We start from the raw sequence: 16,913 nt of genomic DNA on the forward strand, positions 1-16,913 counted from the left end.
TGCCTCTAATATGAGAGGCACGAATTCTCTCCCTTCCATGTAGGAAGAAAAAAGGGGGAAGGAACATGCAAACATCTATGGAACCAGCAAATGGGTTAAACCATTCAAAGCATAGGAAAATGGCAACCATGTTATCAATCATTCCAGGCGTGGGCCAAATGTATAATAAACAATTTGTAAAAGGTCTTATTTTTCTAGTATTAACAGGTTCTTTTATTGTAGCCTTTGCTGATTTATTAAATATGGGATTATGGGGTATTGTAACGCTTGGTACAGAAGTTCCACGTGACCATTCTGTCTTTCTATTAGTAGAAGGAATCTTGGCCCTTATCGTTATCGCTTTTGGGCTAGGCATATATGCATTTAACTTATATGATGCATACCAAAATGGAAAGAAACGTGATAGCGGAACACCGTTAAATTCTGTAAAAGAGCAATATCGTAATTTGTTAGATCAAGGTTTTCCTTATTTAATGGTTTCACCAGGTTTTCTACTACTTATCTTTGTTGTCGTATTTCCAATCATCTTCGTAATTTTAATTGGATTTACAAACTATGATTTATATCATTCTCCTCCAGCTAAATTAGTAGATTGGGTGGGCTTTAAAAACTTTATTGATATTTTCACTTTACCGATGTGGAGAGAGACATTTGTAAGTGTATTCTCTTGGACTGTCATTTGGACATTCGTTGCAACAACATTACAAGTTGCACTTGGTATTTTCTTAGCGATTATCGTAAATCAGCCTGGTATTAAAGGAAAGGCGATTATTCGAACAATCTTCATTTTACCGTGGGCGGTTCCAGCATTCGTATCTATTCTTGTTTTCTCTGGTATGTTTAATGAAACATTCGGAGCGATTAACAATCAAGTATTAGCTTTATTCGGAATTGAAAAGATTGCTTGGATGACAGATCCATTTTGGGCGAAAATTGCTTTAATTATGATTCAAACGTGGCTTGGATTCCCGTTTATCTTTGCGATGACAACAGGTATACTGCAATCGATTCCGGGAGAACTATATGAAGCGGCTACAGTAGATGGAGCGACAGCTTGGCAACAGTTTCGTAAAATTACATTGCCACTTGTGTTATATGCAACAGCACCAATATTAATTACGCAATATACGTTTAACTTTAATAACTTTAGTATCATCTATCTATTTAATGGTGGAGGTCCTGCTGTAGCTGGACAAGACGCAGGTGGAACGGATATTTTAATTTCATGGATTTATAAGTTAACGATGACTTCAGCGCAGTACGGAAAAGCAGCAGCTCTTACAATGATATTATCGTTAATTGTTATTACAGTTGCGTTATGGCAATTTAAGAGAACAAAATCATTCCAAGAAGAGGATATGATGTAAATGAATATTAAAAGACAGAAGATGTTACGTCTCTCATTAAGTTATTTAGTTATTTTCGTAATGTGTGCCATCATTTTCTATCCGTTATTATGGATTATTGGCTCATCGTTTAATCCAGGTGATAGTTTATCTGGATCAAGTATTATTCCACAAAATGCAACGTTAGATCATTATCGTAAGTTATTAGATCTAGAGAATAGTAATTACTTACTATGGTATAAAAACACATTAAAAGTAAGTGTTTTAACGATGATTTTCTCAGTGTTAGCAATTAGCTTTACTGCTTATGCATTTTCGAGATATCGTTTTGTTGGAAGAAAAAATGGTTTATTAACATTTTTAATTCTGCAAATGATTCCAAACTTTGCAGCGTTAATTGCTCTATACGTATTAGCTCAATTAACAGGATTAATTGATACACACCTTGCATTAATTTTAATTTATGTAGGCGGGGCTATTCCGATGAATACATGGCTTATGAAAGGGTATTTTGATACGATTCCGAAAGAACTGGATGAATCAGCTCGTATGGATGGAGCAGGACATTTCCGTATTTTTTGGCAAATCATTATGCCACTTGCAAAGCCAATCGTAGCGGTTGTAGCGTTATTTACTTTCATTGGTCCATTTACAGATTTCATTTTAGCGAGTATTATTTTGCGAACACCAGAAAATTATACTTTAGCAGTTGGATTATATGAAATGGTTGCGAAGAAATTCGGTAATGAATTTACAACGTTTGCAGCGGGTTCTGTGCTAATTGCGATCCCAATTTCAATTTTATTCCTATCACTACAAAAATACTTTATTTCTGGTTTAACAGCTGGAGGTACAAAAGGATGAAAAATGGGACATTACGTCCCATTTTTCTTTTCATCTCCCTATAAATAAGTTTATAGGGAGATGAAAAGAGATTTGACATCACATGTGAAAAGAAGTGAAATAAATAGTATATTATAGTATAGGAAAAAATAGCTATATCCCTTACAATACATGAAGAGGGAGAATAGGATTAGTTTTGCAAGATATAAGAAATGAAAGTTTATGACTTGCAATGAGTGCGAGATAAAATATATGAAAAATGGCAGAGAAATGAGAGGAGGGGGATTTTTATGACAGTTACAATTAAAGATGTGGCGAAGCAAGCGAATGTTGCACCATCAACAGTTTCTCGTGTAATTGCTGATAATCCAAGTATAAGTGAAAAGACAAAGCGCCGTGTTAGGAAAGTGATGAGTGAATTAGGGTATCATCCCAATTTAAATGCGAGAAATCTTGCGAACCAAACGACGAAAACACTTGGTCTTGTTATGCCAAGTTCTGCAAGTAAAGCTTTTCAAAATCCATTTTTCCCAGAAGTTATAAGAGGGATTAGTTCATTTGCACACGTAGAAGGTTATGCGCTTTACATGTCGACAGGTGAAACGGAAGAAGAAATTTTTAATGGTGTCGTAAAGATGGTACAGGGACGCCAAATTGGTGGCATTATTCTTTTATATTCAAGGGAGAATGATCGGATTATTCAATATTTACATGAACAAAATTTCCCGTTTGTTTTAATAGGAAAACCATATGATCGAAAAGATGAAATTACATATGTAGATAATGACAATTATACAGCTGCAAGAGAAGTAGCAGAATATTTAATTTCATTAGGGCATAAGCAAATCGCGTTCATTGGTGGTGGATCAGATTTACTTGTAACGAGAGATCGTTTAGCTGGTATGAGTGATGCCTTGAAATTAGCAGACATCGTATTACCAAAAGAATATATTTTACATTTTGATTTTTCGAGGGAAAGTGGTCAACAAGCCGTTGAGGAATTAATGGGACTGCAGCAACCGCCAACGGCAATTATGGCAACGGATGACTTAATTGGACTTGGTGTGTTAAGTGCTCTTTCTAAAAAAGGATTCGTTGTACCGAAAGATGTTTCTATTGTAAGCTTTAATAATGCTTTATTATCAGAAATTGCGAGCCCTCCACTTTCGACAGTTGATGTGAATATTTATCAGCTAGGATATGAGGCAGCAAAAGCTTTAGTTGATAAAGTAGAGAATGCAGAATCCACTGCAAAGTGTATCATTATTCCTCATAAATTACTAAAACGTCAAACTTGTGATCATTATGCATAAAAAGGCTAAGAGTTTAACTCTTAGCTTTTTTCATTAGAAAGGCTTCTAATCGGTCGCAGCCTTCTTTTAAAGTTTCGATACTATACGCATAGGACAAGCGAAGGTAGCCTTCACCGTATTCAGAGAATGCTGTTCCAGGAACTACAGCTAGTCCCGCTTCTTTGACAAGATCAAGTGCAAAATCAAATGATGAAGATGTCAAATGACCAACATATGGGAATAAGTAAAATGCACCTGTTGGCTTTTCAACTGTTAATCCCATTTGAGTGAGTCTATTATATACGTAATCACGGCGTTTTTTATATTGGTGGCGCATCATTTTGGGTGCGTCTTTAGCCGCTGTTAATGCTTCAATTGCAGCGTATTGAGCGATTGAAGTAGCACACGTTACATTGTATTGATGAACTTTTAATATGTGTCCTGCTAAATAGCTTGGTGCAAATAAAAGTCCAACACGCCAGCCGGTCATAGAATGTGATTTAGATAAACCGTTAATGACAATTGTCTTTTCACGCATTTCTGGGAAATGTGCGATAGATGTATGCTTTTGTTCATATACAAGCTCGCTATAAATTTCATCTGAAAGGACGAAAATATTTTTATCTTTTAAAACATCTACAATATCTTTTAATTCTTCTGTGGATAAAGTTACACCAGTTGGATTAGAAGGATACGGTAGTACGATACATCTTGTTTTTTCTGTAATAGCATTTTTAAGCGCTTCAGCTGTTAAACGAAATCCAGTTTCACGAACATCTACAAAAATAGGCGTTGCACCGCATAATCGAATAATAGGTTCGTAACCTGGATAAATAGGAGCTGGTAAAATTACTTCTGTTCCTGGCTCTAAAATTGTTCGGAATGTAACATCAATTGCTTCACTAGCACCGATTGTAACGATGGTTTCGTTTTCAGGTGAGTAATGTAAATCGTAGTTATCTTTTACAAAGTTACAAGCTGCCTTACGTAATTCTAGTAAACCAGCGTTATGTGTATAGCTTGTATAGTTTTCTGTAATAGCCCGTTTAGCCGCTTCTTTCACGAGAGAAGGTGTAGGGAAATCGGGTTGTCCAATTGTTAAAGAAATCAAATTATCATAGTTTTGAATCATGTTAGAGAATTGACGGATTCCAGAAATTTGGATGTCCTTCACTCTAGGGTTAATGAATTGTTCCATTGTATCTCCCTTTCTTCCGTTTGAAAATTAAGTTCATTTTATCACATTTTCTATGATTACGCTCTGTATATGTTATTTAGAAAGAGAGAGAAAAGAGAAAAAAGCCGCTATAAGCGACTTTTTAATATCCGTATTCCCAATCTATTTCATCTTCATTCCAGAGTACAGAGGATACCTTGCCAAGGTGAACGACTGATTCGTTCACAGCACATGTGCAGTTTTCTTCTCCCGCTTTATACTGTAACTCTTCATATACTGATTTTTCAACATTTTCTAGAACAACCAAATTTTCTTCTTTTAAAACAAGCGTAGTACCCGCCATATTTATCTTCCTCCTACTAAAGTAATGATCACTTATTTGTAAACATAGATAGTATGGATTATATGCTGTATTTTGCTATAGTTGTCCGTCTAAAAAAGTATTTTTATATTTTCTTTGTAATCCGTATTCATTGTATACTGCATGAAGGAAATTTGGTACAGGGTTTACAATCATTTCGAAAATCTGTAACAATTATTATGAGCTGTTAACAAAGAATTAACAAATATGTTAAGAAAAATCAAAATTTTTAAAACAAACACACCTATAAAATGATATAATCATATCAAAATACATATAGGGGATGAGAGGTTATGGAGCTTATCCGTGATTTATTGATTCAAATTGCCATCATAATTTTGCCACTATTTTTATATGAAGCGATTCGTTTAAATCGCTATCAAGAAATGCCTCCGAAGCCAAATCGTTACTTTATTATGTTTTTATCTAGCGTTACGCTCGTTCTCTCCATGACATACTCTATTTGTTTTGGCAATGTGTGTGGGTATAACTTTCACCCCATTCCAATTGTCAGTGGTTTTTTATATGGTGGGATTGTTGGTTTAATCCCAGCGGTTATTTTTGTTGCATATGAATGGTTACTAAAGGGAATGAGCTTTCTTCCAGTTTTAGAAGTAATATTTTTATTGATAGTTCCGCTATTTTTATCAAAGAAATGGTCTCTTTTTTCAAGGGATAAGAAATTAATTTTAGCATTTATGATTTCATCATTTTATGTGCTTGTTTCTTTAGTATTAGGCATGATTAATGTTCTTTTGGAAACAGGATTTACACCGTATATTTCGCAAATATATAGCGGATTTATATTTGCCTCGCTTATCATGGTCATGACAATGGTATTTCAGGTGTATTTAACTGAATATTTAAATGAAAATGCATTGCTACGTACAGAGATGCAAAAATCAGAAAAACTTAATATTGTAAGTGAATTAGCAGCAAGTGTGGCACATGAAGTTCGCAATCCCCTTACTGTTGTTCGTGGATTTATCCAATTGCTAGAAAGCATGGAAGATGTGAAGAATAAGGATTATATGCGTCTCGTATTAGCTGAATTGGATCGGGCGGAACAAATTATTTCAGATTACTTAAATTTAGCAAGGCCGCAAATTGAGAAAAAAGAACACATTTGTTTATCAGCCCAATTAATAGAAATGACCACTCTTATGTCGTCATTTGCAGCGATGCAAGGTGTATATTTACAAGTTGAAATTTCAGAAAGTCTTTATACGATTGGTGATAAGACAAAATTGAAGCAAGCTATTATGAATGTTGTTAAAAATGGTATTGAAGCAATTCAAGGAAATAAAGGATATTTAAAAGTAACAGCTATTCAAAAAGATGAAACAATCATAATAAGAGTTAAAGATAGTGGTGTTGGTATGACGAAAGAACAGTTAGCAAGGCTTGGGCAACCATATTATTCTTTAAAAGAAAAAGGGACAGGATTAGGACTTATGGTAACATTTAGTATTTTACAAGCGCATAATGGTACATTGGAATATAAGAGTGAGAGCGGAAAAGGCACTGAAGCAATTATTATATTACCAGCTGTACAAAATAAGGAATAAAAGTTACCGATGGAAGGTAACTTTTTATTTTATATTGTTTATTCGTTTGTTTTTTCTTGTTTTGCTCGGCTAAATAAACTTTTAAATGATTGAAAGAAGCTTTGCTCTTTTGAGGCAGCAACCATTCTTTTTGTTTCTTGAATTTCTCGAATAACTTGCATAAGCTGTGCATCACGGTTACTGTCTTTGTTATAAATTTGACTAACAAGTTTATTCATTTTTTCTTCCTGTTTGGATTCTCGTTTATACATATGATTCATTAATAAGTCCATCTTTTCTTTTTGTAGTGCATCTGTTTGAGCGGCGTGATCGACTAACTCTTGAAGCATTTTTTCTTGAGAGCCTTCTTTTACATACACTTGTTGCATCAATTCGTCTAGTTTCTCATCCTTTAAACGATTTTGTGTAATTAGAGTAGAATTTTGATGAATAATTGCCTCATTTAATTGAGCTAGCATTTCAAGTTTTAACATGAACTCCTCAAAGTTACGCCCATCTTCTTTTTCTTTCGTTTGCATCTCTTGCTTATCTTGTATAACTGGTACAGGTGGGACCTCTTTTTCTTTTAAAATAATCGGTATCGTTTCTGAAATATCTTCTTGTAATGTAGCAGCTCTTTCATGTATAGATTTCAATAATTTTAAATCATCAAGTTTATAAATACGAGCATCAGCTGTTTTGGAAATCATATAACCATGTTCCTCTAACAGTTGACTATATTTGCGAACTATATGTTTTGGGATGCCAGTTTTATTCGTGACATCTTTCGTTTTATAGGTAGCTTCCATCATATTTCCTCCCCAAAAAGTATCGTATATATCATTTCAATCTTTTATGAGGACTTCCTTTGAAAAAGAATGTCGGAAGGCTATTAGTTTTCTACAGCATTAGTGAAAAAATGAAAATTTTTGGCGGAATGGCAAGGAATAACTAAAATAATGTCTGAAAACATATACAGGAGAAGTTTGTTATAATAACGGAGGAAAAGAAACTGGTAGAAACATGGAGGTATACATGAAGCAATTAAAAGGTATTATCATTTCAATTATCGCAATTCTGTCTATTTTAGTAGCAGTTTATGAAGTACTTGTGCCAGAGGAAACAAGTGTAAAGAAAACGAATACGTATGATCAAGTGTTAGAATTTCCGAAAGAACGTTATCCAGAGACAGGAAAACATATTACGGATGCTATAAAAGAAGGGCATTCAGAAGTTTGTACAATCGATCGTGGTGGTGCTGCAGATAGAAGGAAATTGTCGTTAGCACCATATCCATCAAAAAAAGGGTATGATCGCGATGAATGGCCAATGGCGATGTGCAAGGAAGGCGGAAAAGGAGCACATATTGAATATATAAGTCCGGCGGATAACCGCGGAGCAGGCTCTTGGGTAGGGAATAAGTTAGATAAATACCCAGATGGTACGCGAGTAAAATTTGAAGTGAAGTAGTAGTTGTATATTTCATAATGAAGGAGAAGGGGAACTATGGAGTTAACGATTTCTTATTCGCAATTAATGTTGATGAACTATGACGGTGAGCAGCCTTATGTAGATTGGACTGATGAAGATTTTGAAAGAGGTTATGCTAAGGCAGATGGAACTGTTATTTTTGAAGCACTTTCTGATTATACTTGTGAAGTGAAAGTGACCCCAGGGAAACATATTGAAAAAGAAGAAGTAGTTAGAACGATTACGGTTCCTTTTACAGTTGAAAATGAAAGTATCGTTATAACGAGTATTCTTTCTAATAAATTTCAAATACCTATTCCAAATGGTGAGTATACAGTTGTATTACAAGCAATTCCTCTTGAAGAGCCAACGGATGATGAATTATATAAAATACAATATGAATTCTTTTTTGAAAGTAAAGAATAAAAAATGGGTTATCCTGAGAAAAGGATAACCCATTTTTGTTATGCGTTTGTTTTTAAAAGGGAACGAGCATCTTTCGCTGCTTGCACCATATGTTCTAAAGCTGGAATAACTTCTTCTGTTCTTCTCGTTTTTAAACCACAATCGGGATTAATCCAGAAATATTTAGGATCACATACTTCTAAAGATTGTTCTACGATTTTATACATTTCATCTTTACTCGGTACACGTGGGCTATGAATATCATATACACCTAGGCCAATGCCTTTTTCATATGTTGTATGTTTTAATGTATCAATAAATTCTCCGTGACTTCTTGATGTTTCGATAGAAATTACATCTGCATCTAATGCGCGAATCGCGTCAACAATATCTTCGAAGTTACTGTAACACATATGAGTATGAATTTGTGTTTCATTTGCTACAGAAGAAGTTGCTAAAAGGAAGGATTGTACTGCCCATGTAATATAAGCATCCCAATCTTTTTCTTTTAGTGGCATTCCTTCACGAAGTGCGGGCTCATCGACTTGGATTACTCTAATTCCGGAAGATTCAAGTAGTTCAATTTCGTGACGAAGAGCTAGTGCAATTTGATACGAAACTTCTTTTCTTGGAATATCATTTCGAACGAAGGACCAATTTAAAATTGTAACAGGTCCGGTTAACATTCCTTTTACAACTTTTTCCGTTAAGCTTTGTGCATAAACTGTTTCCTTAATAGTCATGCCGTTAATAAAGGCTACATCACCATAAATAACAGGTGGTTTTACGCAGCGGGAACCGTAAGATTGTACCCAACCGTTTTTAGTGAATGAGAAACCAGCAAGGCGCTCACCAAAATATTCAACCATGTCAGTTCTTTCAAATTCACCATGTACAAGTACATCAAGCCCAATTTCTTCTTGGTAACGAATCCATTTTTCTGTCTCTTTTTCAATAAATTGTTCATATTGTTCATTTGAAATAACACCGTTACGCCATTCTTTTCGCGTTTGACGAACTTCAGTTGTTTGCGGGAAGCTACCAATAGTCGTTGTTGGTAATAGCGGTAACTCCAGGGCAACTTGTTGTAATTCGTATCGTTTTTCAAATGGAAGAGGACGTGAAAAATCTTCTTCTTTTAGTGCTGTTCGTGCTGCTTTGACATCTTCTCGGTTACGTGCAGCAGATGAACGAATTGTATGATGTACGTTTCGATATGTTTCCAGCTCATTACTAATGCTTTCTGTACCTTGAGTGAGAGCGGAATGAATAAGAACTAACTCTTCTAATTTTTGATTTGCAAATGCTAACGCATCAAACAGCTCAGTCGATAAGTGAGTTTCTTCTGTTTTATCGATTGGTGTATGCAATAAGCTACAAGAAGGCTGAACGATGATATCTTTCGTTTGGACTTGTTTTTGTAACGTTGTAAATAACGTAAGTACTTCATCAAGGTCAGCTCTCCAAATGTTACGGCCGTCTATACAACCGACAGCTAAAGTTTTATCAGCTGGGAACCCATATTTTGAAATAGCATTTAAATTGCCTTCTTTACCATGAATGAAATCTAATCCAATACCGGATACCGGGAATGTAATAATTTCTTCATAGTTTTCTTCTACGCTATCAAAATATGTTTGTAAAAGAAGAGTCGCATTTGGAACTTCTTTACGAATAGCTTCATAAATTTCTTTTGCTTGTTGAACTTCTTCTTTCGTTAAAGAAGCGAAAATCGGTTCATCAACTTGAATGGCTTGTGCCCCAGCTGCATGTAGTTCTGAAAGCAGTTGTACGTAAGGTACAACTAACTGTTTTAAAATGGTAGAAAATTGTTCTTGTGTATAGCCTTTAGCTAATTTTAAGAAAGTATATGGTCCTAAAATAACAGGCTTTCCATCTACTCCTAATTCTTGTTTTGCCTCTTCGTATAAGCGAAGTGGACGATTATCTTTTAAAGAGATTTGTAATCCCTCTTCATATTCAGGAACGATATAGTGATAGTTTGTGTTAAACCATTTTGTCATTTCGGAAGCTACGTGATCTTTAGAGCCACGCGCCATTGCGAAATATATATCAAGGTAAGATGTAAACTCAGAAAAACGTGATGGAATAAATCCTAGCATATAGGCAGTATCCAAAACGTGATCATAATATGTAAAGTCGCCAATTGGAATGAGTTCAATCCCTTTTTCTTGCTGTACTTTTACGTGTTGAAGGCGAATTTCTTTCATTGTTGTTAAAAATTGTTCTTCATCGATTTTATTGGACCAAAATGCTTCCAATGTTTTTTTCCACTCTCGTTGTAGTCCGATACGTGGATAACCTAAGTTACTTGTTTGAATTGCCATTTTAAATTCCTCCCTAATTGAAAGTAAGCATTTCCGTTTACTAGGAAATACCTATAACAAAAAGTACAAAGACATAGAAAATAAGCCTTCCTTTTTGTTTTAACACCTCATCATCATCCGTGAATCTATCAGTGTTGTTAAAACAGGCAGGTCTCCTGACTTATGCTTCATATAATTTCTTTCACCTTCCCGTTTTCACAGTGGTACTAAAAAGAAATCTCAGCATTTACAGTGGCGGGACCGTGTTGGAGTTTCACCAAGCTTCCCTTTTAAACACGAAACGAAACTTTCGTGTACCTATTTTCCTTTTGAAAGGAATTTAACAAGCGATATGATATTGAAACAAATTCTAACACAATTTTTGGAATTTTGTCTACTGTTTTGAAATAAGAAAATTCTAAAGTTTTTATTTCTTATTATTCTGAATTTTTATTCTGAATTAATTAATAATAGTACTGTATAAAAAGAGAAATTGAGCTATGAAAGAAGTAGGGATGTCTTCTTTCATAGCTCAATTTTCATCTATAGCAACTTCTGAAAGTCGGCCTGCTATAGCATCTTTAAGGAGGGTGTTTAACCATTGTAATTCAACTGTAATATGCTCAATTACACTTTGCAAAATATATAGTTGTGCACGTGGAACCTTTCCTTTATTACAATCATATATCGTTTGCATAGTATGTAAATATTGAAGAGTATCGTTTTTCTTTTTTTCTAAAATAGGAACTAATTCGTGATCATTGCTAAAGTGAGCGAAAGATAAGGCTGAATAAATAGGTTTATATATTTGGTTTTTGGCTTCGAATTGTTTTAATAGTAAAGTATGAAATAGTTTTTTGCCTTCTTCTGTTATATGAAAAATCGTTTTGTCCGGCCGATTTGTGTCTCTAATTACATTTGTAATATGAATTGCACCTTGCTTTTCTAATTGCTCGAAGGCGTAATAAAGTGATCCTTTAGCATATTTAATGTAACAATCCATTTGTCGTTCTTTCATAATATGCTGCACTTCATATGGATGTTTATCTCCTTCGAGTAGCAAGCCGAGAATGACTAATTTCATGCTCATGCTGTCTCAACTCCTGTATACAAAAACTTTATCCCGCATTAACGGGCAGTAAGACCCCACCAAAAAATTCAGTGGAAGCAAAGAAGGTAGGTGGGGATTAACTGCCCGTAAAAACCAGATTGGTGAGGGCTAATAATCAGTGGGGGATGAACAACCCCCACTGATTAAAGTTTCACTTTATACATATTATAAACGGCATATCCTTTTTCATAAAGGAATATGCCGCTTCTTTTTTATATTAACTAACTTGCTTTTGTTTTTCTTTCTTTTTAGGGCCAGTAAAGAGGCGTTCATTTCCCATAAGTAAAATACAAATAATACTTAGTACAGCCGGGATGAGTGCCCAGAAGAATGTATTCGCAATAGATGTAGCGAGAGCTTCTTTAATACCCGCTAATATTTCAGCAGGAATTTTTGCGGTAGCGCCTGGTGATAATAAGAAACTTGTGTCTCCGCCTTTTGGAGCTAATTTTGCTAGTTCAGGGGGGAATACAGAGTTTAGTTTATCTGTAAAAATATGATTTTGAATTGTACCGAAAATCGTTACACCAAGAGTCATACCGAGTGATCGGAAGAATGAGTTTGTTGATGTCGCCGAACCACGGTCTCGCATTTCCAACTTGTGAATAGAAGACATACTTAATACTGAGAATGAGAAACCGACACCAAGCCCAGCGAGAATCATAAATAGTGTTACGAGTAAACGAGGTGTGTCCATTGTTAAAGTACTTAATAAATAAATACCAAGAACGAAGAAGACACCAGATACCATCATAATGTTACGATAGCTTGTTCGAGACGCTAATTGTCCTCCTGTTTGACTTCCAATTACAGAACCAACCATCATTGGTGTTAAAATTAATCCAGCATTAGAGGCGGAACCTCCAAGAACGCCTTGAATGAAGATTGGAATATAAACTGTACAGATAATAAAAGCGGCACCATAGAAAAAGGCAACTCCTTGACTAGCTGCGAATAAAGGTTTTTTAAATAGATGGAACGAAATAATAGGCTCGGTTGCTTTTCGTTCTACAAAGAAGAAAATAATAAGCGTAATAACTACTGTTGTAAATAAGCCAATAATTACAGTAGAATTCCAGGCATATTCTTTACCACCAAGTTCTAATGCGAACATTAAGCAAACGATACTTATGACAAGTGTAATAGCACCAGCCCAATCAATTTTTTGTTTTCTAAATTCTAGAGACTCACTGTAGTATTTAGTAATGAAGAAAAAGGAGATAAGTCCTAATGGAATATTAATATAGAAGACCCAATGCCAACTTATATAGTCTGTAATATAAGCACCTAATAAAGGACCGAATACACTAGATGTCCCGAAAACAGCACCGAATAGTCCTGTCATCTTTCCGCGTTTTTCTGGTGGGAAGATATCGTACATAATTGTGAAGGCGATAGGCATAAGGGCACCACCACCGATACCTTGAATAGCTCTATAAATACTTAATTGCTCAATACTTGAAGCTGTTCCGCAGAGCGCAGAACCGAATAAGAAAAGAATGAGGCCACCAATATAAAAACGTTTCCGTCCGTACATATCAGAAAGTTTCCCGAAGATAGGCATCCCTGCCATTGTTGCTACCATATAAGCTGATGTGACCCAAACAAACTTATCAAATCCTCCTAGGTCTCCAACGATTGTTGCCATTGCGGTTGCAACGATTGTATTATCCATTGCGGCCATTAATATACCAAGCAGTAAACCAGCAACAACAAATTTTGTCTTGTTGGCGTCTTTTTTTAATGGTTGAGTTTCCAAATATAACCCTCCTTTAGAAATAAGTAAACTATATTAAGTTTTGAGTGCAGTGGATAAAAAATTTTAATGTATAGTTGATTTTAATTTCTTTTCCATAAGTGCACTGATATGCCATAAAGAATATTATAGTCAAATTTGACTATAAGGTAAACTTTTTCTTCCGTCAAAATATTCTTTCGTATGAGTAGAGAACGAGTGAGCTATACTGAATATTGCTATAAAGGAAATGAAGTAAATTGTAAAAAAATTTCATAAAGAACACCTTCTGTTAATAGATGAAAAATGGTTTTTTCTTCATATTGTCGAATAGGATAAAAGGAAGAGAAATATTAAACATTGCTTGTAGCAAGCTTTAGTAATTTGGGGAATTCATTGTGTGTATGTTACATCTGAAATGAGGTGAATATATATTATGAAAATATGGGGACGAATTTCGGATACAGGAAAGTATTCAATACCGCTACAACCAGTATTGTGGATTGACGGATCGAAAAAGGAAAACGAATTTCCTCAAGTAGCCGTTACATTACAAATTGGTAGTATGTATACAGAACAGTTTTCGTATGAATTGACCTACGATGTAAACGACATACTTATTATGCGAATTGAAGTGGAAAATAAAGGAGTAGAAATGATTTCGAGAGTTGTTGTAAGTCATATGATTCGAGATTACTTTGCTTATATTCCTAATTCTTTAAAAGTTGATAAGGGGATAAGTGAGTTTTTATTCCAGCTTGTTAGATGGCGAATTGATGATTTGTTACCGAATGAGAAGGTGGAACTACGTTGTAAAATAAAAGCTAATAAAGATAAAGCTCTTAAACAAACATTCTTTCAGGCTACATATACATTTCAAGATAAAGAGATATCATATGGCCCACTGCAAACAAATGAAGTTGTTGTGCGTCAATGATAAAAAGGAACCTGTACAAAAGGTTCCTTTTTTAGTGAAGGTTGTGTTTTTTGAGTATTTTCTTTTGCTCCATTCCTTTTTTTCCTACATAGTTATTTTTGTAGCCAAAGTATAGAATAAATAAAAATGAAACAACATTAACAATAGCGTCGATTTGATCGTTTGTAATAAAGTGTATGCCGAAAGAGGTAAATAATAATTTTAATGATAATAGAAAACCAGCTAGTAAACGCATAGCATCTGATAGATTCTCTTTTTGTAGCATATAGATTACTCCTTTCTATAAAAGTTATATTATATATATATGAAATAGAGTAGAAAAGGTATACAAGCTTAAGCAGAAATGTACATTGCATATGTACATTTTTTATTTTGTAGAAAAACATTATTGATATAGAAACATATATTGGTATAAAAGGGGGAAAAGTATGAAACATAAAGGGAAAATTAGTGGATTATTGCTTGGCAATACTGTGGCAGTTACAGAATGGATTGCACTTCAGGATGTAATTGCAAAACTGGATTCACGATCATTTTATACCGTCTTTATTATTTATATATTGCAAATGATACTAAGTTATTATTTTGGACATTGGTACGATAAAAGAGCGAACGAGCGTATGGGTATGGAAGTAGGAGGAATGGCAAGCAATGATTTTGTTGTTGATTTTTTTGGGAAAGTAGCTGCTTTATCTGAAAGAGATTCTCGTAATATTACAGTGTACATTCTTTCTGTAAAAGAATGGGAAGGATTAAAAGACACGTTGCAAGAAAAAAAGTTGGGAGTGTTAGTCCAAAAATTAGAGAGTACCATTGTAAAGACAATTCGGAAGGGCGATGTTGTTACAAAGTGGGATGAAAATAAGTACGTTATTGTAGCAATTGATAATGGTCATGAAACATCAACAATAACAAAACGATTAATGAAAAATATTGAAAGTGAAATAGAAGGTGATTTACTCAGTGTCACTCTTTTATTTGGAGCAGCTAGCTATCCAGTAGAAGGAAAAACGTTTGAAGAACTGTTGAGAAAGTCGCAAAATCAATTGTACCAGTATAGAAATTTGCAAGAAAATGAGTGAAGCTTTGATTTGAAGATATATGATAGGAAGATGTTTTATTTGTAACATTTTTTTGACTTTTATTACAAAAAAACGCCACGTTTGTAATAAAAGTCTTTAAAAATATATGAAATAAGCATATAATTATGATGGTAGTGTCAATGCAATTTGCACAGTGTGTTTTATTTTAAAAGTGTAGAGGAAAGCAAGCTCTACACTTTTCCTTTTTAGGAAATGAAAAGAATATTTGTAAGTTGTTGCGAGATATCGATTGTACTGTGTAAAATGAACAAAGAGATTAATTGATAGAAAGCTGGAAAGGGAATGATAGACGTGAGAGCGGAGCGATCACCTTTTATCAGGTGAACTATTATAGTCTTATTAAGACTGAGGTGAAATTCCGTGGACATTAAAGTAATACATAGTGTGAACAGGCCTTAAAAAACACGAAGTAGTATACTTAAAGATGGATATGGAATTGCTAAATAATTCAAAAAGAATAATGTAATATCAAGTAATAATTTGTACAAACAATATTAATGATCTTCGTAAAAAAGATGCGAGTGTATAGAACAATTACATATTTTATAACTTTTTTATATTACACGATGGTCGTTTATAAGTAGGAGGAAGAGATGTTGAAATATAGTAAATTAGCAATTGTAACTGCATTATCAATGATTTTATTAGCCGGTTGTTTCGGTCCGAAACCAGAAGAAGAATTATATGTAGCGTTTGAAAACGCTGCTAAACAAGAAAAAACAATGTTTGAAGATGCAAAAAAACTTGAGACTTTAGAGAAAGAAGGACAAGAATTATATAACCAGATTGTTCAAGAAGGAAAAGATAATAATCAAACTGTTAAAGAAAAACTGAATCAAGCAGTGAAAAATACAACTGAACGAGAAAAAGTGCTTGCAAAAGAAAAAGAAGTTTTAAATAAAGCGCAAGAAGAAGTGAAGTCAGCTGATAAGTATGTGAAGAAAATTGAAGATAAGAAATTGAAAGATCAAGCTGATAAAGTGAAAAGCACGTATGAGAAACGACACGATTCATTTAATAAAATGTATGACAGCTATGACAAATCTTTAAAACAAGAAAAAGAGTTATATACAATGTTACAAGATAAAGGTACTAAATTAAAAGATATTAGTGAAAAAGTAAAAGTAGTAAATCAATCTTATAAGGATATTGAGTCAGAAAAAGATAAATTTAATGAATTCACAAAGTCTTATAATACAGAAAAAGTAGCTTTTTATAAACAAGCAAATATTAAAATTAAAGAAGAGAAAAAAATAAAA

The 16,913-nt window shown here is 34.1% G+C and carries 16 protein-coding genes and 1 riboswitch; of the genes, 9 read left to right on the plus strand and 7 right to left on the minus strand.

Translation table 11 applies throughout. The features are described from left to right. The first annotated feature begins 65 nt into the window (after nt 1–65). From malC to malR, 3 genes are all read left to right on the plus strand, one after another. Nucleotides 66–1,367 carry a maltosaccharide ABC transporter permease MalC gene (gene malC / locus HMPREF1014_RS04390; protein ID WP_001194996.1) on the plus strand — a complete coding sequence of 434 codons (1,302 nt, stop codon included), beginning with the start codon at nt 66–68 and terminating at the stop codon, nt 1,365–1,367. Continuing rightward, nucleotides 1,368–2,210, plus strand: a complete 843-nt coding sequence (gene malD, locus HMPREF1014_RS04395) for a maltosaccharide ABC transporter permease MalD (protein WP_001022608.1) — start codon at nt 1,368–1,370, stop codon at nt 2,208–2,210. A 269-nt stretch (nt 2,211–2,479) separates the two neighbouring features. Further along, complete coding sequence (malR, locus tag HMPREF1014_RS04400; RefSeq protein WP_000219053.1) at nt 2,480–3,502, plus strand: maltose operon transcriptional repressor MalR; 1,023 nt, start codon at nt 2,480–2,482, stop codon at nt 3,500–3,502. 13 nt (nt 3,503–3,515) lie between these two features. Here the strand turns inward: malR and HMPREF1014_RS04405 are convergent, their stop codons facing one another. After that, nucleotides 3,516–4,679 carry an aminotransferase A gene (locus HMPREF1014_RS04405; RefSeq protein ID WP_000434583.1) on the minus strand — a complete coding sequence of 388 codons (1,164 nt, stop codon included), beginning with the start codon at nt 4,677–4,679 and terminating at the stop codon, nt 3,516–3,518. A 121-nt stretch (nt 4,680–4,800) separates the two neighbouring features. Next, nucleotides 4,801–5,001 carry a protein YkzT gene (locus tag HMPREF1014_RS04410; RefSeq protein WP_000929286.1) on the minus strand — a complete coding sequence of 67 codons (201 nt, stop codon included), beginning with the start codon at nt 4,999–5,001 and terminating at the stop codon, nt 4,801–4,803. Between the two features lie 311 nt (nt 5,002–5,312). Between HMPREF1014_RS04410 and kinB the strand changes: the two genes are divergently transcribed. Next, a complete protein-coding gene (gene kinB, locus HMPREF1014_RS04415; RefSeq protein WP_000420368.1) occupies nt 5,313–6,587 on the plus strand; it encodes a sporulation sensor histidine kinase KinB in 1,275 nt (424 codons plus the stop codon). Between the two features lie 38 nt (nt 6,588–6,625). Here kinB and HMPREF1014_RS04420 read toward each other — a convergent pair whose 3' ends face one another. After that, nucleotides 6,626–7,375 carry a DUF3967 domain-containing protein gene (locus HMPREF1014_RS04420; protein ID WP_000388476.1) on the minus strand — a complete coding sequence of 250 codons (750 nt, stop codon included), beginning with the start codon at nt 7,373–7,375 and terminating at the stop codon, nt 6,626–6,628. Nucleotides 7,376–7,601: 226 nt separating this feature from the next. Here HMPREF1014_RS04420 and nucA point away from each other — a divergent pair, with 226 nt between their 5' ends. Continuing rightward, nucleotides 7,602–8,036 (plus strand): DNA-entry nuclease, encoded by a 435-nt coding sequence (gene nucA / locus HMPREF1014_RS04425; RefSeq protein ID WP_000811494.1) that lies wholly within the window; start codon nt 7,602–7,604, stop codon nt 8,034–8,036. Nucleotides 8,037–8,072: 36 nt separating this feature from the next. Beyond that, entirely contained in the window at nt 8,073–8,462 is a 390-nt protein-coding gene (comJ, locus tag HMPREF1014_RS04430; RefSeq protein WP_000424030.1) for a competence protein ComJ, read from the plus strand. 38 nt (nt 8,463–8,500) lie between these two features. On the opposite strand, the gene metE is transcribed toward comJ, so the two are convergent. From metE to HMPREF1014_RS04450, 3 genes are all read right to left on the minus strand, one after another. After that, on the minus strand, nt 8,501–10,789 hold the full coding sequence (metE, locus tag HMPREF1014_RS04435) for a 5-methyltetrahydropteroyltriglutamate--homocysteine S-methyltransferase (RefSeq protein ID WP_001007600.1): 2,289 nt from the start codon (nt 10,787–10,789) through the stop codon (nt 8,501–8,503). A 128-nt stretch (nt 10,790–10,917) separates the two neighbouring features. Then, nucleotides 10,918–11,105: riboswitch (cobalamin riboswitch) on the minus strand. Between the two features lie 195 nt (nt 11,106–11,300). Next, the gene (locus HMPREF1014_RS04445) at nt 11,301–11,858 is read right to left on the minus strand and encodes a PadR family transcriptional regulator (protein WP_000062063.1); all 558 of its coding nucleotides are present in this window, start codon (nt 11,856–11,858) and stop codon (nt 11,301–11,303) included. A 238-nt stretch (nt 11,859–12,096) separates the two neighbouring features. Beyond that, nucleotides 12,097–13,638, minus strand: a complete 1,542-nt coding sequence (locus HMPREF1014_RS04450; RefSeq protein ID WP_000449901.1) for an MDR family MFS transporter — start codon at nt 13,636–13,638, stop codon at nt 12,097–12,099. 412 nt (nt 13,639–14,050) lie between these two features. On the opposite strand from HMPREF1014_RS04450, the gene HMPREF1014_RS04455 reads away from it, so the two are divergent. Beyond that, entirely contained in the window at nt 14,051–14,551 is a 501-nt protein-coding gene (locus HMPREF1014_RS04455) for a hypothetical protein (RefSeq protein ID WP_000708120.1), read from the plus strand. 31 nt (nt 14,552–14,582) lie between these two features. On the opposite strand, the gene HMPREF1014_RS04460 is transcribed toward HMPREF1014_RS04455, so the two are convergent. Then, complete coding sequence (locus tag HMPREF1014_RS04460) at nt 14,583–14,816, minus strand: SPP1 phage holin family protein (RefSeq protein WP_000939448.1); 234 nt, start codon at nt 14,814–14,816, stop codon at nt 14,583–14,585. A 163-nt stretch (nt 14,817–14,979) separates the two neighbouring features. On the opposite strand from HMPREF1014_RS04460, the gene HMPREF1014_RS04465 reads away from it, so the two are divergent. Both HMPREF1014_RS04465 and HMPREF1014_RS04470 read left to right on the plus strand, forming a co-directional pair. Then, nucleotides 14,980–15,633, plus strand: a complete 654-nt coding sequence (locus HMPREF1014_RS04465) for a diguanylate cyclase domain-containing protein (RefSeq protein ID WP_000680811.1) — start codon at nt 14,980–14,982, stop codon at nt 15,631–15,633. A gap of 614 nt (nt 15,634–16,247) precedes the next feature. Then, nucleotides 16,248–16,913: YkyA family protein (locus tag HMPREF1014_RS04470; protein ID WP_000922483.1), on the plus strand; the 666-nt coding region annotated here is incomplete at its 3' end.

Source organism: Bacillus sp. 7_6_55CFAA_CT2 (assembly GCF_000238655.1).
Classification (GTDB): Bacteria; Bacillota; Bacilli; order Bacillales; family Bacillaceae_G; genus Bacillus_A; species Bacillus_A cereus.